This is a genomic window from Agrobacterium sp. YIC 4121 (assembly GCF_002008205.1).
Lineage (GTDB): Bacteria > Pseudomonadota > Alphaproteobacteria > Rhizobiales > Rhizobiaceae > Agrobacterium > Agrobacterium leguminum.
This window is the reverse complement of record NZ_MRDI01000010.1, coordinates 135,346-155,087: the sequence shown is the minus strand read 5'-3', so window position 1 is coordinate 155,087 and position 19,742 is coordinate 135,346. Positions and strand designations below refer to the sequence as shown.

Below are 19,742 nucleotides of genomic sequence, written 5' to 3'. Positions count from 1 at the left end.
CTGACAGGAATAAGGCCGCCTGAAGGGCGCGATAAACGGGCCGGGTAGAACCGGTCCGCTCGGGAGACGACGACGTGAATCCAGTTGCGGGAGTGGCAGACGTGACAATGCCGGAAAGAACCATGGTTCGGGTGGACGAGAAACCGCAGCCGCGCTGGACGCGGTGGCTCGATCTCGGCGACCGGCCGCTGGCCGTGCTTCTCTTGGCGCCGGCGGCGATCCTGCTGTCGCTCATCATCGTCTATCCGGTGGCACGGCTTGTCTACACCTCGTTTTTCAGCCTTTCGCTGACATCGGGCCTGCCGGCGGAATTCATCGGCTTTGAAAACTATACGGCGATGTTCGACGACCCGATCTTCTGGGAAACGACCTGGAACACGGTGCTGATCACGCTGATCACCGTTCCCGGCGCGCTCATCATGGGCCTTGGCCTCGCACTGCTCGCCAACCTGCCTTTTTCCATGCAATGGCCGATGCGGCTTTCGCTGCTGATCCCGTGGGCGCTGCCGCTGTCCTTTGCCGGCCTCATCTTCGCATGGTTTTTCCATTACGAATATGGCGTGGTCAATGATGTGCTCAACCGTTTCGGCTTCGAAGGGATCATCTGGTTCAATTCGCCGAACTGGGCCTTTGCGGCGATCTGCCTGACGATCATCTGGAAGACATCCTCCTTCATGGCGCTGATGATTCTTGCCGGCCTGCAGACCATTCCGCGTTCGCTCTACGAGGCGGCGGATGTGGATGGCGCCGGCAAAATCCGGCAATTTTTCGAAATCACCCTGCCGCTTCTCAAGCCCTCGATTGTCGTCGCGCTCATCTTCCGCACGATCACGGCGCTGCAGACCTTTGATATTCCTTACATGATGACCGGCGGCGGCCCCGGCACATCCACCACGACGCTTGCCATGTATATCCACCAGAACACCGTCTCCTTCCTTGATCTCGGTTACGGTTCGGCGCTGGCGGTCATGATGTTTGCGCTTTCCATGTGCGTCACCGCCGTTTATCTCCGCATTATCAGGACGAAGGACTGATCCCATGAGCATCGTTGCGAATTCCGGTCTGTCCTCCTTCTTTTCCGGCAAGCCGCTGCGCTTCATCGCGGCCTCCATTCTTCTGGTCAACGGCCTGTTTCCGGCGATCTGGATCCTCTTCACCTCGCTGAAGACCGAAGCAGAACTGACGGTCAAGCCGATCACCTGGTTTCCGCACGCGCCGACCCTGGCCAATTACATGCAGGCCTTTTCCGACCAGCCGCTGCATCTCTTCCTGTTCAACAGCTTCATGGTGGCGCTGCTTTCCACCGCCCTCACAATCCTGATATCGGTGCTGGCCGCTTACGCGCTGGCGCGGCTGAACCTCAAATATCGCGCGCTGATCCTTTCGCTCATCATCGCCGTCTCCACCTTCCCACTGGTGACGCTGCTGGTGCCGCTGTTCGAAATCATGCGTGCCTTGAACCTGCTCAACAGCTGGACGGCGCTGATCCTGCCCTACACGGTGCTTTCGCTGCCGGTCTGCACGCTGATGCTGGTCTCCTTCTTCGAAAGCATCCCGCGCGATCTCGAAAACGCCGCCATGATCGATGGCTGCACCCGCATCGGCGCGCTGTTCAAGGTCGTCGTGCCGCTCTGCGCGCCGGGCGTTTTCACCGCCGGCATCCTTGCCTTCGTGAATGCCTGGGATGAGTTCCTGCTGGCGCTTTCCTTCAATTCCAATCCGGCGCTCCGCACGCTTCCTGTCGGCATCCAGCTTTATCAGGGTGAATTCGCCTTCCCCTGGCCGGTCATTTCGGCGGCGCTGGTGGTCGGTATCGTGCCGGTCGCCATCCTGATCGTCATCTTTCAGGAACGGGTTGTCTCCGGCCTCACCGCCGGCGGTCTCAAGGGCTAAACAGGTACAGTCATGCATTTCGAAAAGACCAAAGACGGCTTTGCGCTCACCATCGGGAATCGCACCATACTTTCCCATTCATCCGAAAACCCGGCCTTCTTCGCCGGTTTCGGCAAGGAGAGGATGGATATGTATCGCGGCAATTTCGATATCGAGGACTACCTTATCGAACGAACCGCCCTGCGCCACGCCGAGGTCAGCGGCGAGAGCATCACGCTCTCATCCGCGCCGGGACAGGCACCGCGCCTTCGCCTGACGCTCGATTGCAGCGCGATGCGGCTAACGGCGCTGGATGACACCATCAACCGCCTCTGGCTGCGCGTCGTTGCGGAAACGGATGAGCACGTCTGGGGCGGCGGCGAGCAGATGTCCTATTTCGACATGCGCGGTCGCCGCTTTCCGCTCTGGACCTCCGAGCCGGGGGTCGGCCGCGACAAGACCACCGAGATCACCTTCAAGTCCGATGTCAGCGGCAAGGCGGGCGGTGATTATTACAACACCAACTACCCGCAGCCGACTTACCTGTCGTCGCGCAGATACGCCCTCCATGTGGAAACAAGCGCCTATTCGGTCTTCGATTTCCGCAACGGCGATTTCCACGAGATCGAAATCTGGGCCATCCCCGAAAAGATCGAATTCGTCGCCGGCGATCATTTCACCGATATCGTTTCCGCCCTGTCGCTGCGGTTCGGACGCCAGCCGGAACTGCCGGAGTGGGTCTATAACGGTGCGATCATCGGGTTAAAGGACGGCGTCAACTCCTTTGCTCGACTGGAGAAAATCCGCGCGGCCGGAACGAAGGTGTCCGGCCTCTGGTGCGAAGACTGGGTGGGTCTTCGCCAGACATCCTTCGGCGCGCGCCTGTTCTGGGACTGGCAGGCGAATGATACGCGTTATCCGCATCTGCGCCAGAAGATCGCCGAGCTTGCCGATCAGGGCATCCGCTTTCTGGGTTATGTGAACCCCTATCTCTGCGTCGATGGCCCGCTGTTCCCGGTGGCTGAAAAAGCCGGCTATTTCGCCACCGACGCCGAGGGCAAGACGGCGCTGGTGGATTTCGGCGAGTTCGATTGCGGCGTGGTCGATTTCACCAATCCGGCCGCCGCCGACTGGTTCGCCGAGGAAATCATCGGCAAGAACATGCTCGATTTCGGCCTCTCCGGCTGGATGGCCGATTTCGGCGAATATCTGCCGATCGACATTACCCTTTCCAACGGTGTCGACGCCAAGCTGATGCACAATGCCTGGCCAACGCTCTGGGCCGAGGTCAACGCCAAGGCCGTCGAAAGTCGCGGCAAGACCGGCGAAGCGCTGTTCTTCATGCGCGCCGGCTTCACCGGTGTACAGGCCCATTGCCCACTGATCTGGGGCGGCGACCAGTCTGTCGACTTCTCCCGTCACGACGGTCTGGTCACCGTCATCTGCGGGGCGCTCTCCTCCGGCCTCATGGGCAATGCCTATCATCATTCCGATATTGGCGGTTACACCAGCCTGTTCGGCAATGTCAGAACCGCAGAACTCATCATGCGCTGGACGGAAATGGCCGCTTTCACGCCGGTCATGCGTACCCATGAGGGCAACCGGCCGCGCGACAATCTCCAGATCGATCAGGATGAGGCGGTTCTTGCCCATTTCGCCCGAATGACGTCCATCTATGTCGCGCTGGCCCCATATCTGAAATCGCTCTCGGCGGAAGCGGCCAGGACGGGCCTGCCGGTGCAGCGTCCGCTCTTTCTTCACTACGAGAATGACCGGCGGACGTATACCATTCAGGACTGCTATCTCTACGGGGCGGACATGCTTGTCGCACCCGTCTGGAAAGCGGGCGAAACGCAACGCTCGCTCTATCTTCCGGGCGACGGTGAATGGGTGCACCTGTGGAGCGGCGCGCATTATCCCGGCGGACAGGACGTCACAGTCGAAACGCCGCTCGGCGAGCCGGCGGCGTTCTATCGTGCAGATAGCAGCCATCGGCCGCTGTTTGAACAGCTTCGCACCATCGGCTGAAAGATAGCCGAGATCGTCCCTGCCATCACCCCGTCAGGCGGGGTGATGTGATGGCCTTTTTGAAAAGGGCGGTCATCGCCTCGCTTATGCCCTGTGACGGGCTGACCTCGAAGAACAGGCCCGGCGAAGCGCATTGCTGCATGCGTGCACCGATTTCCGGCTGAAATGGAGCGATCCAGCTATTGTACCAGCCATTGGTCGGCAGCGGCAGATAGGTGGTATAAAGCACGGCTATGCGGAAGCCTTTTTCCTTCAGCTTCGTGCAATATTTGATATCGATCGGTTCCTGGCAGCGGCCGCTGGTGGTTTTTTTGGTACAGGAGGATGGCTTGTAGCTGTCGCCGACGCCGTCTGACACGAAGAAGACGATCTTTTCGGGGCTCGCCGAACTTGCACCGGTGCCCGAAGAGCCGATCCTGTCGCCAATCTGGGTCAGTGCCCGGTCAAAATCTGTCTGCTGGTCGTTGTTGAAACCCTGCTTAGGGATCGACATCAGGTCGACTTCAGCGGCTTTCTTCTTCGCAGTCGCCAGATCCGAGGTCAAGGGAACGACTTCGAGCAGCTTCGTATCTTCCGCTTTCTCTCCGAAAGAGTAAACCGCCATACGATATTGATTGCTGCTTTTGCGCATGGACTTCGCCGTATCCATCAGGCTTGCCGTGGCCTGCGCCACCACATTGATGCGCGTCGTGACCCCGAGGCTTTTGGCTTTGTAGTAATAGCTGTTCTTATCCACCACCCCGTCTTTCACGATGTGACAGGCGAAAGCGCATTTGTCGCTCGTATTCGCAACCATCTTAGCAACGTCGGTTGGCGTCGCGCCGACACCCATCGAGGGGGTGTTATCCAGAAGGACATAGAAGTCGCTGAATGTTTCTGTCTCGTATTTTGCCGTCGCCTTGCCCGAAATGGTGATGAGATCCTCTCCGAGTATCCGTGAAAGCGTGGTGCCGACGGATGCCTTGAAGCTGACCGAGGATTCGATGGCGTTACCGTGTTTGATCACCGACACATCAAGAGACAGGAGCTTATAATCGGGATTGGCCCGCTCATTGCTTTCAAAGAATGCGGAGGCTTCGCTGCTGCCAAGCGAAATGACACCGTCACCCGACATTTCCTTTGCCTTCTGAACGCTCGCCGACGTATCGGCGACCACTGCAAGCGCCGCGGCATCCGCCGCCATCTGCAGGTCCGATTTGACGGCCATGCCATGCGTCACATCGAGTGCCACGCCGGCGGCCCCAATCAGCGGCACCATCAACAGGGCGCTGAGAATGCCGAAATTTCCCGATTTATCCTGCCAGATGTTCTTCAAATTCGCCCCCGGAACTTTTCCCCGGAGCGAACGTTAGCCGAACAATATTGAAAGGCAGTTTCAAGAGATAACTAATTTTCGATAAATCTAATTTCCTTAATAACTAATACGCCAATGGGAGATGCGCACCAGCGCAGGCCCGTTCAGGCATTCACGATCCCGCCTGACGACGGATCGCCGGCGGGACGTTGACATTTATGAAACTTGACCTACAAAACAAACTCTTCCGAGGGGAGCACCGAACGGTGCTGAGATGGCGATGAGCCGGACCCTTGAACCTGATCCGGGTCATGCCGGCGTAGGAACGGAACTGCCGCGCCAGGAGGCGCTGCCCTTTCTCTTCTCCGCTTTGCCTGATCTCCGGGATTATCATATCTGGAGACGAATGATGATGCTGAACCCTTCCGCCCTTCGCACACGGTGCGTCTGCGTCTGAGGTCCGGCTCATGCGTGCCACCCATGCGCTGAACGGTGTCGGTCTTCTGCTGGTTTTCTGGCAGGCGGGAACGTGGCTGTTTTCACCGCCCCGCTACATCCTGCCATCGCCAGCCGATGTTGCCGGCGCTTTCTGGCGTCAGCCGGGCTTCCTGTTCGGGCAGGCGCTGATAACGCTCGGTGAAATGGCGCTCGGGCTTGCGGCGGGCATCACCGCCGGCATTCTCGTCGCTTTCACCATTGCCGCCATCCCGCGCCTCGGCCGCCTCGTCTGGCCCATGGTTCTGGTGTTGCAGGCCTTTCCGGTCTTCGTGCTCGCCCCCATCCTCGTCCTCTGGTTCGGTTTCGGCATGGCTTCGAAAGTGGTCATGACGGCGATCATCATCTTCTTCCCCGTTGCCTCCGCTTTCACTGACGGGCTCAACCGCACCGATCGTGCCATCCTCGACGCCGCCTCGCTGACTGAGGCGAGCCACTGGCAGATCCTCACCCGGTTGCGCGTGCCGCTGGCGTTGCCATCGTTGATTTCGGGCTTGAGGGTCGCGGCGCCGCTTGCCCCGCTCGGCGCCGTCATCGGCGAATGGGTGGGCGCTTCGGCAGGGCTTGGGTTCGTGATGATCCAGTCCAATGCCCGCATGCAGACTGACACCATGTTCGCCGCCATGGCCATTCTCGCCATCATGGCGGTGCTGCTGCGGCTCATTGTCGACCGGGCGACCGCCAATCTGGCCCCCTGGGCCAAGGAAACAGAACACACCATTCCTTTCAGATCTTTACGGAGACTTTCGGCACCATGAAACGAACTCTTCTTTCCCTCGTCGTCGCGGCAGCAAGCGTGCTTTCACCCATGCAATCGCATGCGGCAGACAAGCTGACCGTGTTGCTCGAATGGTTCGTGAACCCCGATCATGCGCCGATGGTGATCGCCAAGGAACGCGGCCTGTTTGCCGATGCGGGGCTAGAGGTGGAACTGGTTCCGCCCGCAGACCCCACCGCCGTGCCGCGTCTCGTCTCGGCCAAACAGGCCGATATAGGCGTGCACTACCAGCCGAACCTCTATCTCGATCACGATGCCGGCCTGCCGCTCGTGCGTTTCGGCACGCTGGTCGAAACCCCGCTCAACACCGTCACCGTTCTGGCCGATGGGCCTATCAAGAGCCTGAAGGACCTGAAGGGCAAGAAGGTCGGCTTCTCCGTTTCCGGCTTCGAGGATGCCATGCTGAAGCGCATGCTGGAAAAGGACGGCCTGACGAAGGACGATGTCGAACTCATCAACGTCAACTTCTCGCTCTCGCCGTCGCTGATCGCCGGCAAGGTGGATGCGACGCTTGGCGGCTTCCGCAATTTCGAGCTGACGCAGATGAAGCTCGAGGGACATGAAGGCCGCTCCTTCTTCCCGGAGGAACACGGCGTGCCGGCCTATGACGAGCTGATCTTCGTCACGCACCGCGATCTCGCAAAAGACAACCGCCTGCCGCGTTTCCTCTCCGCCGTTGAACAGGCCGCTATCTTCATTACCAACCATCCGCAGGAATCTTGGCAGCTTTTCATCAAGGCCTATCCGAACCTTGACGATGCGCTGAACAAGCAGGCCTTCTTCGACACGCTGCCGCGTTTCGCCAAACGCCCAGCCGCGCTCGACCGCGCGCGCTACGCCCGTTTCGGCGCTTTCATGCAGGAAATGCAACTGATCAAGCAGGCGCCGGCGGCGGACGACATCGCCGTGGAGCTGCAGCAGCCATGACGACGACTTTTCCGACAGCGGCAAAGGCCGCCGAGATTCTGGAGCGCGTGCGGCAGACGCGCCCGCGCGTGCATTGCCTGATGAACACGGTGGTGCAGAAATTCACCGCAGACGGCATCACCGTGGTCGGCGGCATCCCCTCCATGACCACCTCGCTCGAGGAAATCGAGAGTTTTGTCACCAAGGCGGATGCGCTGACCGTCAATCTCGGCACGCTGGACGCCGAGCGGCGAAAGGTCATCCGGCTGGCGATCAAAATCGCCAATGCATCCGGCAAGCCATGGATCGTCGACCCCGTGCATTGCGATTATTCCCCGTCGCGGCTGGAATTCGCGCGCGAACTGATTGCACTTTCCCCCACCGTCGTACGCGGCAATCGCGCCGAAATGAGCCTGATCGGCGATGTGCCGGATGCTGTGCGGATTGAGACCGGGCCGGTCGATCATCTGCGCGATGCCGCCCGCAGCGTCAGGATCGTCAACGGTCATCCGTGGATGGCGAAGGTGACGGGAACGGGGTGCCTTTCGGGCGGCGTCATCGCCGCCTTCATGGCTGTCGAAAAAGACGCGCTGACGGCGGCGGCCTCCGCCCTTGCCGTCACCGGCGTTTCCGCCGAACTTGCGGCCAAGCACGCCAGAGGCCCCGGCAGCTTCGAACCGGCATTTTTGGATGCGCTTTCCGAAATTTCCGGTGAAGACATCACAAATCACGCAAGGATAGAGCATGAACAAGGTTGATTACCGCCTCAACGCGCTGGTCGATGCGAGCCTTGGCGATGTCGCGCCGCTGCCGGAGCTTGCTCTCGCCGCTGCGCTGAATGGCGCGACCATTCTGCAATATCGCGACAAGCACGGCTCGACGCGCGAGATGATCGAAAACGCCCGCGCCATTCACGAGGCTATCGCCGGCACAGGCGTGCCGCTGGTCATCAACGACCGGGTGGATGTGGCCCTCGCCTCGGGCGCGGATGGCGTGCATCTCGGCGTCGATGACATGGACGCCAAAACCGCAAGGCGCATTCTCGGCGAAAAGGCGATCATCGGCCTTACCGTCAAGAACCGGTCCGATGCCGAACGGGCAGCTTCCATGCCCGCCGACTATGCCTGTATTGGTGGCGTGTTCGAAACCGTTTCCAAGATCAATCCGGACAAGCCGGTCGGTATCGACGGTTTTACCACGCTGCGCGCCCTTCTGAAGGAGTGGAAACCGGATATGCCGGTCGGCGCTATCGCCGGCATCGATCTTGTCCGCGTGCCACCCGTCATTGCCGCCGGTGCGGATGGTGTCGCGGTCATTTCCGCCATTTTCCGCGCGGGCGATATTGCCAGTGCGACTAAGGACTTCCGCTCCAAGATTGACGCCGCGCTGAAAGCGAGACAGCCATGACAGCCATTGCATTGACCATTGCCGGCTCCGACAGCGGCGGCGGCGCGGGTATTCAGGCGGATATCAAGACCTTCTCCGCGCTCGGCGCCTATGCCGCCAGCGTCATCACCGCCATCACCGCCCAGAACACCAAGGGTGTGACGGCGGTTGAGGATATTTCGGTCGCCACCATTATCGCGCAAATGGATGCGGTATTCTCCGATCTCGCTGTCAATGCGGTGAAGATCGGCATGGTCTCGCGGATCGAAACCATCGCCGCCATCGCGGAACGGCTTCGGCGGCAATCGCAGCCGGTGGTGCTGGACCCGGTCATGGTAGCGACCTCCGGTGACAGGCTGCTGCATGAAGACGCCATCGAGACATTGCGGCGCGACTTGCTGCCGCTCGCGACCATCGTTACGCCGAACCTGCCGGAAGCGGCGCTGCTGACCGGGTCTTCGATGGCGAAAACGGAGACGGAGATCGCTCGCCAGGCCGAGGCGATCCTGAAGGCGGGCGCAAAAGCCGTGCTCGTCAAGGGCGGCCATGGCGATGGGCCGGAGAGCACGGATTATCTGTTTGCGGATGGCGCCATGCAGGCGCTTTCCGCGGCACGGGTGGAGACGAAGAACGACCACGGCACCGGCTGCACGCTGGCGGCGGCGATTACGGCTCATCTTGCACAGGGTCGTGAGTTGCGGGAGGCGGTGGGGCTTGCGAAGGATTATCTGAATGGGGCGCTCGATGCCGGGCGAGGTCTTGCTGTTGGGCATGGGCGGGGGCCGGTGCATCATTTTTATCGGTGGTGGGGGTGACTTGAAGGGGCGGAGCGTGGGGCTTACCCCCTCTGTCCTGCCGGACATCTCCCCCTCAAGGGGGGATATTGGATGGAGCGCCCGCTCGTCCCCTCGCAGCCATCTTATCAATAAAGTGACGTTGCTGAATGTGGTGGGCAAGCCACTTGTCGATCTCCCCCCTTGAGGGGGAGATGTCCGGCAGGACAGAGGGGGGTGGCCGCGAGCTCCGACGCTACCGCGCCTTCGGCGTCGCTAACACATTCCGGATCGCAAAACTCGAATGAATGCGCGAAACCCCGGGCAGCTTCGACAGGATCTCCTTATGAATTCGCTCGAAATCCCCAGCACTTTCCGCCTCGCAGCGCAGGAAATAATCCGAACCGCCCGTCATCAGATAACATTCGCGGATTTCCGGATAGCGCCGCACCGCATTTTCGAAACGGTTGAGAAAATCCTCCGTCTGGCGGTCGAGCGTGATCTGGACGATAACCGAAATCACCTCGCCGCCGGCAAGGCCGCTGGTCAGCGCCGTATATCCGCGGATAATCCCTTCCCGCTCGAGAATATCGACCCGGCGCAGACAAGCGGATGCGGAAAGCCCGACTTCGGCCGCCAGTTTCGCATTGCTGATGCGGGCATTGAGCCGAAGCAGGCGAATGATGTGGCGGTCGGTCGCATCGAGTGACGACATAGAAGATTCCAATCAGCAAAAGAAAATTGCGCCATTGTGAATTCTATCGCATTTTCTTCGAACAATCGCCAAGAAATTCGACAATCGTTGCAATACCCTCATGGGATAAAAATGAGGGTGAACGACCATGGACATGCAGATCAGCCGCCAGCAGGCCGCCGGTGGTGCAAGCGGTCATCTGACCATCGATCTCGGCGCATTGCGCGACAATTATCTGACCCTTGCGGCCATGGCGCCTGCGTCGCAGACGGCAGCGGTGGTCAAGGCCGATGCATATGGTCTCGGCGCGGATATCGTCTCGCAGGTCCTGTTCGAGGCGGGTTGCCGCAATTTCTTCGTCGCCCATATCGATGAAGCGTTGGCGTTGCGACTGCGGCTTTCGGCAGAAGCGCGGATTTTTGTTCTCAACGGTCTTCAGCCCGGCAACGAGACTTCCTGCGCCGCCATGGCCATCACTCCGGTTCTGAATTCGCTGGAGCAGATCGCCCAATGGTCGGCCCACGCCAGGAAGCTTGGCAAGACGCTCACCGCCGCGGTGCAGATCGATACCGGCATGTGCCGTCTCGGCCTCTCTCCCGAAGAACTTGAAATCCTAGCCTCCCGGCCGCAATTGCTGAATGGTATCGACATCACCTTCGTCATGAGCCACCTCGCCTGCGCCGACGAACCGGACCATGCCTCCAATGCCGCGCAGCTTGCGGTGATGCGCAAAGCCGCCATTGCCTTTCCCGCAGCGCCCGTCTGCTTTTCGAATTCCGGCGGCATCTTTCTGGGCAATGATTACCACAACCACCTGCTGCGCCCCGGCATCGCGCTTTATGGCGGCGCGCCCTCCGTTGCACGCCCCAACCCGATGAAGCCGGTCGTTCGCCTCGATCTGGCCGTCATCCAGACCCGCACCGTTCCCGCCGGTTCGCTGGTCGGTTACGGTGGCTCCTTCGAAGCGGCCGGGCCGACGCGTCTGGCAACCATCGCCGCCGGATACGCTGACGGCCTGCCGCGTTCGCTCAGCAATCGCGGCACGGCGTGGTATAACGGCGTGCGACTGCCGATTGCGGGACGCGTTTCCATGGACAGCATCATTCTCGACATATCCGCCCTGCCCGAAGGAACATTGACCCAGGGCAGCCTTGTGCAGATGATCGGTCCGGACCAGACGCTGGAAGACATTGCCGAGGATGCGGGCACGATCGCCTATGAAATCCTGACCGGCCTCGGACGCCGCTATCGACGCCTTTATATTCAGCCGGGAGAAACCCCGGCAGCCGCTTCAACATCAGTCAATCACAAGTGAGACGATCATGAACGTCACTATCCTCGGAGCCGGCGTTGTCGGCGTGACATCCGCCTGGTATCTGGCCAAAGCCGGACACAAGGTGACGGTGATCGACCGCCAGCCGGCCGCAGCGCTCGAAACCAGCTTCGCCAATGCCGGCGAGGTTTCGCCCGGCTATTCCTCGCCCTGGGCTGCGCCCGGCATTCCGGTGAAGGCGATGAAATGGCTGTTCATGAAACACGCGCCTCTCATCATCCGCCCAACTGCCGATCCGGCCGCATGGCGCTGGATGAGCCAGATGCTGCGCAACTGCACCTCGGCGCGTTACGCCATCAACAAGAGCCGCATGGTGCGCGTTGCCGAATATAGCCGCGATTGTCTGATGGCGCTGCGCGAAGAGACCGGCATCGAATATGACCAGCGCATGCAGGGCACGCTGGAGGTGTTCCGCACCCAGAAGCAGTTCGATGCCATCGGCAAGGATGTCGACGTGCTGACGGCAGGCGGCGTGCCTTTCGAGATTCTCGATCGCGACGGCTGCGCCGCCATAGAACCCGGTCTTTCTCCTTCGAAGGAAAAGATCGTCGGTGGCCTGCGCCTGCCCGGCGACGAGACCGGCGATTGCTTCATGTTCACGACAGAACTTGCCCGCATGGCCGAAGAGGCGGGCGTTACCTTCCTTTACGATACCGGCATCATGCGCCCCATCGTCGAGGCAGGGCGCGTCAAGGCTGTGGAGACCACCCGCGGGCTGGTGGAGGCCGATATTTTCGTGGCGGCACTGGGCAGCTATTCGCCGCAGTTCGTGCGCCAGCTTGGCCTTACCCTGCCGGTTTACCCGGTCAAGGGTTACTCCATAACGGTTCCAATCGTGAAAAAGGAGCGCGCGCCCGTTTCCACGGTCATGGACGAGACGTTCAAGGTGGCGATTACCCGCCTCGGCTCACGCATCCGTGCCGGCGGCATGGCGGAAATCGCCGGTTTCAGCAAGGATTTGCCAGCGGCCCGGCAGGAAACGCTGGCCCATTCGGTGGAAGACCTGTTCGGCGGCGCGGGCGACCAGACCCAGGCAAAATTCTGGTGCGGCCTGCGTCCGATGACGCCGGACGGCACGCCTGTCATCGGCGCCACCCGCTACAGCAATCTATATCTCAACACCGGCCACGGCACGCTTGGCTGGACCATGTCCTGCGGTTCCGCCCGGGTGCTTGCCGATCTCATCAGCGGCAACAAGCCGGAGATCGACACGCACGATCTGGCGATCAGCCGTTACGCCGCCTGACGCGCAATCAACCCGCCATTCCCGTTCCGCGACGGGGATGGCGGTCAATCAGAGCGCCAGCGCATCCTTCAGCGCCAGACCTTCCATCATGCGCAGGTCGAGATCGGCCTCGATGTGGTCGAGATGCTGCAACATCAGCGCGCGGGCCTTTGCCGTATCCTTCGCCTCAAGCGCATCAAGGAGATCGGCGTGATCGTTGTGGCCGCAGCTTGAAACACCCGAGCGCCCGTAAAGCGCAATGACCAGCGACGAGCGGGCGACCAGCTCGTCCATGAATTTTTCAAGGATAGCATTGCCGGCAAGCGAGGCCAGCATCAGGTGGAAATCGCCCGATGCCTTGATTTCCGCGCGTCTGGCGCTCGGGCCGCGCTCATGCTGGTGGCGGCTTTCCTGCACCAGATGCTCACGCAGCCGCTTCACCGCCGCAGGCGTGATTTTTTCGATTGCGGCATCGACGACGCCGGGTTCGATCAACCGGCGCGAAGCGAACACCTGCCGCGCTTCATCCGGCGTGGGATTGGAGACGAAGGCGCCCCGGTTGCGCTCGGCCTTCACCAGCCCCTCATAGGCCAGCATCTGAAGTGCGGCGCGCACCACCGTACGGCTGACATCGAACAGCGTTCCCACTTCCGATTCCGACAGTTTGGTTCCCGGCGCCAGCCGCCGGTCGACAATGGCGTCGCGCAGCGTATCGCGAATGGCCTGGGCACGGTCTTCATGCGAGGTGTCGGAATTGACGGTTATCTGGGAAAGGCTCATCGGTGCGTCCTGTTTGTTCTTGAGTTCTAGCGCGAAGTGCGTCGCGCGCAAACAGGAATTGCGGGCCGCCGCCGGTCTGCCACAATTCATTCAGCGCCCGTTCAGCAGCCGGGCTGTATTTCCTTAACCATCGAATTTGCAACTGGCAGCGCCCTGCCACCTGTATGGAAGAACACACCATGTCGTCCTTTGCAGCTAAAACAGTTCTGGCCGTCGCCGTCGCCGCCGCCACCATCGTTCCCTTGAGCAGCGCATCCGCTGGCGACTGGGACCGCCGCGACCGTCGCGATGCCGCCATTCTTGGTGGCGTGCTCGGCCTTGCCGCCGGTGTCGCCGTGGGCTCCGCAATGTCGCGTCCGGCGCCAGCTTACGAAGAGCGCGTTTATGTGGACGAGCCGAGCTATATCGATGAAGAGCCGGATTACCGTTATTATCGCGCAGCACCTCAGCCGGTTTACCGCCCGGCACCCGTCTATCGCGCCCAGCCGGTTTACGACAGCCGCCCTGTCTATAACCAGCGCCGCACCTATCGCACCATCGAGCCCTGGACCAACGCCTGGTACGACTATTGCTCGCAGCGTTACCGGAGCTTCAACACCCGCACCGGCACCTATACGGATTATGACGGCCAGCGCCATTTCTGCGTCGCAGGTTGATCGGGAAGACCTTCAACACGGTTACCGTTATTGCCAGGCCGCGGACGGAAACGTCCGCGGCTTTTTCATGCGCGCTTCGCGCCATCTTACGCCGTGCCGCTCCTCACATAATCCGCCCGGTTGATGCCGTGGCGCTGCAGCTTGTCGTAAAAGGTCTTGCGTGCGATGCCGAGCGTGGCGATGGTTTCCGCCACGTCGCCATTCGATTGTTCCAGCGTTTCGCGGATGATGCGCGCCTCGATCTCATCCATGCGCTCCGGCAGCGTTCCGGAAGCGGGGATTGTGGATTGCAACGCAGGCGCCGTCGCCGGTTCCGTCTCCAGCCCCAGAACCACCCTTTCGGCGAAATGTCCGAGTTCGCGCACATTGCCAGGCCAGTCGTGGTCGTTAAGGCGGCGGGAAATGCCGGCGCTGATCTGCGGCACCGCCATGTTGAAACGGTTGGCCGCCTTGGTGACGAAGTGGGAAAACAACAGCGGAATATCCGCCTTGCGTTCGCGCAGCGGCGGAATGGACAGCGTCACCACATTCAGCCGGTAATAGAGATCCTCACGAAACGTGCCGCGCTCGGACGGATCGCCGAGATCGACCTTGGCCGCCGCGACCACGCGAATATCGACGGGCCGCTCCTCATTCGACCCCAGCGGCGAGACCTCACGCATTTCCAGAACGCGTAGCATCTTCACCTGCACCGCAAGCGGCATGCTTTCGATTTCGTCCAGAAACAGGGTGCCGCCACTCGAATGTTCGATGCGGCCGACGCGCTTTTTCTGCGCGCCGGTGAAAGCCCCCGGCTCATGGCCGAAGAGCTCGCTCTCGATCACCGTTTCCGGCAGCGCCCCGCAATTCAGTGCCACGAAATTGCCCTTTGAGCGTTTCTTGCTCCAGCGGTGAAGGGCCGTCGCCACCACTTCCTTGCCGCTGCCGGTCTCGCCCGCCACCAGCACATCCACATCCGTATCGGCAATGTGCCTGAGCGTGGTGCGCAGGCGCTCCATGGCGGGCGTCTGGCCGATCAGCGGTAAATCATCCTCAGCCTGTCCCGCCGCCCGGCGAAGCGCCCGGTTTTCCAGCACGAGGCGGCGTTTTTCCAGCGCCCGGCGGGCGCTTTCCACCATGCGTTCAGCGGGAAACGGCTTGGCGATGAAATCATAAGCTCCATTGTGAAGCGCATCGACCGCCATCGGCACATCGCCATGGCCGGTGATGAGAATAACCGGCAGATCGGCATCGATCTTGCGGACATGGTCGAAAAATTCGAGCCCGGTCATGCCGGGCATACGTACATCGGTGATGACGACGCCGTCGAAATCCTCGTTCAAAGCCGCAAGCGCCTGTTCTGCGCGGGAAAACGACGTGACCGGCAATCCATCGAGTTCCAGCGTCTGCACCATCGCCTTGCGCAGCTGGGAGTCGTCGTCCACCAAGAATATGGTTCCGTCCACCGTCATGTCATGCTCGCTTCAGAAATACGGAAAAACATGTGCCCGCCTTGCTGCTCGCCACCTCGATGCGCCCGCCATAATCCGAGGCAATATCGTTGGAGATAACGAGACCAAGGCCGAGGCCGCTTTCCTTTGAGGTGTTGAAGGGCGAAAAAAGCTGGGCGCGGATGGCTTCGGGAATGCCCGTGCCATTGTCGCTGACGGAAAGCACGACCATATCGCCTTCCTCGCGCACACGAACTTCGACACGCGCCGCCCCAGTCTCTTCAGTGGCTTCCAGCGCGTTTTGCAGAAGGTTGATGAGAATTTGCTCGAGCCGGATACGGCTGCCGAGCACTTTCAGGTCCTGATCGGGCAACACGATATCCAGCGCATCCATCTGCCCGGAAAAACGGCTGCGCAACAGCATGACCGCACCTTCGATGACCAGTCGAACGCTGACAGGTTCGGCGGCGGTGCGGCCCTTGCGCGCCAATATTTTCAGGTCGCCGGTAATGGTGCCGATACGCTCGGTCAGCGCCGCGATGTTTTCGAGATTTTCGTTGGCCTCGGACATGCGGTCGCGTTTCAGCAGGGTGCGGGCATTGTCGGCAAAGGCGCGGATGGTCGCGACCGGCTGGTTGATTTCGTGCGCCACGCCCGCCGCCACCTGCCCCAAAATGGAAAGGCGGTTGGCCTGCACCAGTTCGTGCTGCACATTGCGCAACTCGCCCGAGGTCTTTTCATGCAGGGCGATTTCGGCCTGCAGATGATCGCGGGTCTTCGTAAGGTCGCGGGTCCGCTCCTGCACCTTCATTTCCAGCTCGGCGCGGGCACGCTGCTCCTCTTCCTTTTCCTTGAGCGCCTTGTGCCTGCGCCACAGCCACAGGGCCGAAAGCGCCATCAGCGGCATCAGCGTCGCCAGCGCCACCACCCTGCCCTCGCGGATGGCGGCATTCAGCGCCGGCGCGACCGGTTGGAGATAGTGCAGCGTCCATGAAGTGGTCGGCACCGGCACTTCCAGCCGCAGATAATCGCCGCGTTCCCTCCCCGGCTCATCGACATGAATGAGCGGAACATCCTCGCTCGCGCGCCGCGCCGCGCGAAACGGCAGCGTTGAAAGCGCCTCATTGCCGAATTGCAGGCTCTCGGAGATGATTTTCCGCCGCGCCTCATCGATCGGCGCAACGGTCTTGAAGCGCCATTCCGGCACGCTGGTCATCAGCACGACGCCGTTTCTGTCGACCACATAGACCGGCTTGCCGCCGATGTTCCAGTCTGTCTCCAGCCGGTTGAACTCGACCTTGGCAATGACGACGCCAAGCGGCCGCCCATCGGCGGCATCGATGCGGCGGGAGATATAAAGACCCGGGCGACGGCTGACATTGCCGAGAGCATAATGTTCGGACATGCCGGTCTTCATCGCCGCCTGGAAATATTCGCGGAAAGCATAATTGGAGCCGACAAAGCTGTCATCCTGCCGCCAGTTGCTCGACGCGATGGTCAATCCGGTCGGCCCGGTCACATAAATCACCGAGGATTGTGTGCCTTCGATCAGCCCCTCCAGCTTGCGGTTCAACCGGTCGAGGGCAGGAGCACCGCCGCCATCCAGCGCAGCAGCAAGATCGGGATCCCCGGAGAGGACAAGCGGAATGGCGCGCGGCCGCTCCAGCGCGACATTCAGGAGCGCGATCTTCAGTTCGGCATCCGTGGCGGCCTCGGAACCGGCCATGCGCATCGCCTGATTGCGGGCGAACTCATCGGCCACCAGCAGAACGCCAAGACTGACGAGCAGCCACAGGCCCGCCAGCGCCAGCCATTGGGCCCGCCGCTTCGCATGGGAATGAGATGCCAGATCCTGATAGGTCATGCGACAATTGTGCGGATTTACGCACAGACCGCAAGAGATTTTGTCCGGAATTCCGCACAAACGCATGTGGGCCAATGAAGCGCCAATAGAAACTACTTTTGAAATCAGCCAGTTACACCAAATAAGCAAGTCTGGCATGCGTATTGCACATGACTCCGCAATCGGCGCGAAGCCGTCAACGTCACGGCGATCCCGGGAGGCCAATAAAGGCAGGGTGAGGCCGAGGAGGAAAAAACATGATCGATACGACAGCCGTGGCCGCAGGCCACGCCAAGCAGCCATTCTACAAGCACCTGTATTTCCAGGTTCTGGTGGCCATCATCGCCGGTATCGCGCTCGGCCATTTCTATCCGGCCTTCGGCGAACAGCTGAAGCCGCTCGGCGACGGCTTCATCCGCCTCGTCAAGATGATCATCGCGCCCGTCATCTTCCTCACTGTCGCAACCGGCATCGCCGGCATGAACGACATGAAAAAGGTGGGTCGCGTGGCCGGTAAGGCCATGATCTACTTCCTCGTATTCTCCACGCTCGCGCTCATCGTTGGCCTCATCGTCGCCAACACCGTGCAGCCGGGCGCGGGCATGAATATCGATCCCGCCACGCTGGATGCCAAGGCAGTCGCGACCTACGCCGACAAGGCCCATGAGCAGACCATCACCGGCTTCCTGATGAACATCATCCCGACCACCATCGTCGGCGCTTTCGCCAGCGGTGACATTCTGCAGGTGCTGTTCTTCTCGGTTCTGTTCGGTATCGCGCTCGGCATCGTCGGCGAAAAGGGCAAGCCCGTCACCGATTTCATGCACGCCCTGATGTATCCGATCTTCAAGCTGGTCGCGATCCTGATGAAGGCCGCCCCCATCGGCGCTTTCGGCGCGATGGCCTTCACCATCGGCAAATACGGCATCTCTTCCGTCACCAACCTCGCGATGCTGATCGGCACCTTCTACGTCACGTCCTTCCTGTTCGTGTTCGTGGTTCTCGGTGCGGTATGCCGTTACAACGGCTTCTCCATCGTCGCGCTCATCCGCTACATCAAGGAAGAACTGCTTCTGGTTCTCGGCACCTCTTCTTCCGAAGCTGCCCTGCCGGGCCTGATGAGCAAGATGGAAAAGGCCGGCTGCAAGCGCTCCGTCGTCGGTCTCGTCATCCCCACCGGTTATTCCTTCAACCTTGATGGCACCAACATCTACATGACGCTGGCGGCCCTCTTCATCGCGCAGGCGACCGGTATCCACCTCTCCTTCGGCGAACAGATCCTGCTGTTGCTGGTGGCCATGCTCTCCTCCAAGGGTGCCGCCGGCATCACCGGCGCGGGCTTCATCACGCTCGCGGCAACCCTCTCTGTTGTGCCTTCGGTTCCGGTCGCCGGCATGGCGCTGATCCTTGGCATCGACCGTTTCATGTCGGAATGCCGCGCCCTCACCAACTTCGTCGGCAACGCAGTTGCCACCATCGTCGTCGCCCGCTGGGAAGGCGAACTGGATCAGGATCAGCTCGCCCGCGTGCTGAGCGGCCAGGAAGAATTCACCGGCATCGCCGATGTGGATCAGCTTCCGGCTTCGGTGCAGCCCGCGGAATAATAAGACCTCCCAAGGTCCGGCCTGTCCCGGTTTCTCCGGGCAGGCACATATGGAAGCCCGGCGCATCGACAGGATGCGCCGGGCTTTCTTTGTTCAGGCTCGCGCCCACTAAACGGGGTTTTTATCGGCCGGAAGATGCGGTAGAGCCGAAGCGGAACAAATGCGATAAGCGGAGTGGCGGCATGAAGAACCTGTTTCTGGCCTGGCAATTCTGGGCGCTGCTATCGGCAGCCTTTGCGGCGCTCACCGCCATCTTTGCGAAGGTCGGCATCGAGAACGTCAATTCCGATTTCGCCACTCTCATCCGCACCGTCGTCATTCTCGCCGCCGCCGGCCTGATGGTTTACATCACCGGCAACTGGCAGCAGCCTTCCACCATCTCGGGTAAAACCTGGCTGTTCCTCGTGCTTTCGGGACTGGCCACCGGCGCATCGTGGATATGTTATTTCCGGGCGCTGAAACTCGGAGACGCCGCCCGCGTCGCGCCCATAGACAAGCTAAGCGTCGTGTTTGTTGCCGTCTTTGCGGTGCTGTTTCTGGGCGAAAGGCTGTCTTTGCCCAACTGGCTCGGCGTGGTGCTGATCGCCTGCGGCGCGGTGCTTGTGGCCTATCGGGGATAGGCCGGCCGGATAAACCGGCCGGCAC

General features: G+C 60.9%; 18 protein-coding genes and 1 riboswitch. Of the genes, 13 read left to right on the top strand and 5 right to left on the bottom strand.

The features are described from left to right. Positions 1-122: 122 nt before the first annotated feature. Genes BTE54_RS11755 through BTE54_RS11745 form a run of 3 tightly spaced genes read left to right on the top strand, consistent with a single transcriptional unit; the run spans position 123 to position 3,900 of the window. Positions 123-1,034: a sugar ABC transporter permease gene (locus tag BTE54_RS11755; protein WP_020810525.1), complete on the top strand. Its 912-nt coding sequence runs from the start codon at positions 123-125 to the stop codon at positions 1,032-1,034. A 4-nt stretch (positions 1,035-1,038) separates the two neighbouring features. Then, positions 1,039-1,893 carry a carbohydrate ABC transporter permease gene (locus BTE54_RS11750; RefSeq protein WP_065655617.1) on the top strand — a complete coding sequence of 285 codons (855 nt, stop codon included), beginning with the start codon at positions 1,039-1,041 and terminating at the stop codon, positions 1,891-1,893. Positions 1,894-1,905: 12 nt separating this feature from the next. Further along, the gene (locus BTE54_RS11745) at positions 1,906-3,900 is read left to right on the top strand and encodes an alpha-glucosidase (protein WP_078052560.1); all 1,995 of its coding nucleotides are present in this window, start codon (positions 1,906-1,908) and stop codon (positions 3,898-3,900) included. A gap of 25 nt (positions 3,901-3,925) precedes the next feature. Here BTE54_RS11745 and BTE54_RS11740 read toward each other — a convergent pair whose 3' ends face one another. Then, positions 3,926-5,215, bottom strand: coding sequence for a pilus assembly protein TadG-related protein (locus BTE54_RS11740; RefSeq protein WP_078052559.1), 1,290 nt, complete (start codon positions 5,213-5,215; stop codon positions 3,926-3,928). A gap of 219 nt (positions 5,216-5,434) precedes the next feature. Continuing rightward, a riboswitch (TPP riboswitch) is annotated at positions 5,435-5,537 on the top strand. Positions 5,538-5,661: 124 nt separating this feature from the next. Here BTE54_RS11740 and BTE54_RS11735 point away from each other — a divergent pair. Genes BTE54_RS11735 through thiD form a run of 5 tightly spaced genes read left to right on the top strand, consistent with a single transcriptional unit; the run spans position 5,662 to position 9,574 of the window. Further along, positions 5,662-6,447 carry an ABC transporter permease gene (locus tag BTE54_RS11735; protein ID WP_065655614.1) on the top strand — a complete coding sequence of 262 codons (786 nt, stop codon included), beginning with the start codon at positions 5,662-5,664 and terminating at the stop codon, positions 6,445-6,447. Then, the gene (locus tag BTE54_RS11730) at positions 6,444-7,394 is read left to right on the top strand and encodes an ABC transporter substrate-binding protein (RefSeq protein ID WP_174039880.1); all 951 of its coding nucleotides are present in this window, start codon (positions 6,444-6,446) and stop codon (positions 7,392-7,394) included. Before BTE54_RS11735 ends, BTE54_RS11730 begins: the two co-directional genes overlap by 4 nt. Continuing rightward, a complete protein-coding gene (locus tag BTE54_RS11725) occupies positions 7,391-8,131 on the top strand; it encodes a hydroxyethylthiazole kinase (RefSeq protein WP_078052558.1) in 741 nt (246 codons plus the stop codon). Before BTE54_RS11730 ends, BTE54_RS11725 begins: the two co-directional genes overlap by 4 nt. After that, positions 8,118-8,780, top strand: a complete 663-nt coding sequence (gene thiE / locus BTE54_RS11720; protein ID WP_078052557.1) for a thiamine phosphate synthase — start codon at positions 8,118-8,120, stop codon at positions 8,778-8,780. Before BTE54_RS11725 ends, thiE begins: the two co-directional genes overlap by 14 nt. Next, on the top strand, positions 8,777-9,574 hold the full coding sequence (thiD, locus tag BTE54_RS11715) for a bifunctional hydroxymethylpyrimidine kinase/phosphomethylpyrimidine kinase (protein WP_078052556.1): 798 nt from the start codon (positions 8,777-8,779) through the stop codon (positions 9,572-9,574). The genes thiE and thiD overlap by 4 nt, the downstream gene beginning before the upstream one ends. A 214-nt stretch (positions 9,575-9,788) precedes the next feature. Here thiD and BTE54_RS11710 read toward each other — a convergent pair whose 3' ends face one another. After that, positions 9,789-10,247 carry an Lrp/AsnC family transcriptional regulator gene (locus BTE54_RS11710; RefSeq protein ID WP_003500727.1) on the bottom strand — a complete coding sequence of 153 codons (459 nt, stop codon included), beginning with the start codon at positions 10,245-10,247 and terminating at the stop codon, positions 9,789-9,791. A gap of 127 nt (positions 10,248-10,374) precedes the next feature. On the opposite strand from BTE54_RS11710, the gene alr reads away from it, so the two are divergent. Continuing rightward, positions 10,375-11,541, top strand: a complete 1,167-nt coding sequence (gene alr / locus BTE54_RS11705; protein ID WP_078052555.1) for an alanine racemase — start codon at positions 10,375-10,377, stop codon at positions 11,539-11,541. A 7-nt stretch (positions 11,542-11,548) separates the two neighbouring features. Beyond that, positions 11,549-12,805, top strand: coding sequence for a D-amino acid dehydrogenase (locus BTE54_RS11700; protein ID WP_078052554.1), 1,257 nt, complete (start codon positions 11,549-11,551; stop codon positions 12,803-12,805). 48 nt (positions 12,806-12,853) lie between these two features. Here the strand turns inward: BTE54_RS11700 and BTE54_RS11695 are convergent, their stop codons facing one another. Further along, positions 12,854-13,564 (bottom strand): GntR family transcriptional regulator, encoded by a 711-nt coding sequence (locus BTE54_RS11695; protein ID WP_003519916.1) that lies wholly within the window; start codon positions 13,562-13,564, stop codon positions 12,854-12,856. A 179-nt stretch (positions 13,565-13,743) separates the two neighbouring features. On the opposite strand from BTE54_RS11695, the gene BTE54_RS11690 reads away from it, so the two are divergent. Further along, positions 13,744-14,220 (top strand): BA14K family protein, encoded by a 477-nt coding sequence (locus BTE54_RS11690; RefSeq protein ID WP_078052553.1) that lies wholly within the window; start codon positions 13,744-13,746, stop codon positions 14,218-14,220. A gap of 86 nt (positions 14,221-14,306) precedes the next feature. Here BTE54_RS11690 and BTE54_RS11685 read toward each other — a convergent pair whose 3' ends face one another. After that, positions 14,307-15,671, bottom strand: a complete 1,365-nt coding sequence (locus BTE54_RS11685; RefSeq protein ID WP_078052552.1) for a sigma-54 dependent transcriptional regulator — start codon at positions 15,669-15,671, stop codon at positions 14,307-14,309. A gap of 1 nt (position 15,672) precedes the next feature. Further along, positions 15,673-17,514: a sensor histidine kinase gene (locus tag BTE54_RS11680; RefSeq protein ID WP_143240711.1), complete on the bottom strand. Its 1,842-nt coding sequence runs from the start codon at positions 17,512-17,514 to the stop codon at positions 15,673-15,675. 236 nt (positions 17,515-17,750) lie between these two features. On the opposite strand from BTE54_RS11680, the gene BTE54_RS11675 reads away from it, so the two are divergent. Both BTE54_RS11675 and BTE54_RS11670 read left to right on the top strand, forming a co-directional pair. Continuing rightward, positions 17,751-19,097, top strand: a complete 1,347-nt coding sequence (locus tag BTE54_RS11675; protein WP_003519920.1) for a dicarboxylate/amino acid:cation symporter — start codon at positions 17,751-17,753, stop codon at positions 19,095-19,097. 182 nt (positions 19,098-19,279) lie between these two features. After that, the gene (locus tag BTE54_RS11670; RefSeq protein WP_078052551.1) at positions 19,280-19,717 is read left to right on the top strand and encodes an EamA family transporter; all 438 of its coding nucleotides are present in this window, start codon (positions 19,280-19,282) and stop codon (positions 19,715-19,717) included. Positions 19,718-19,742 lie beyond the last annotated feature (25 nt).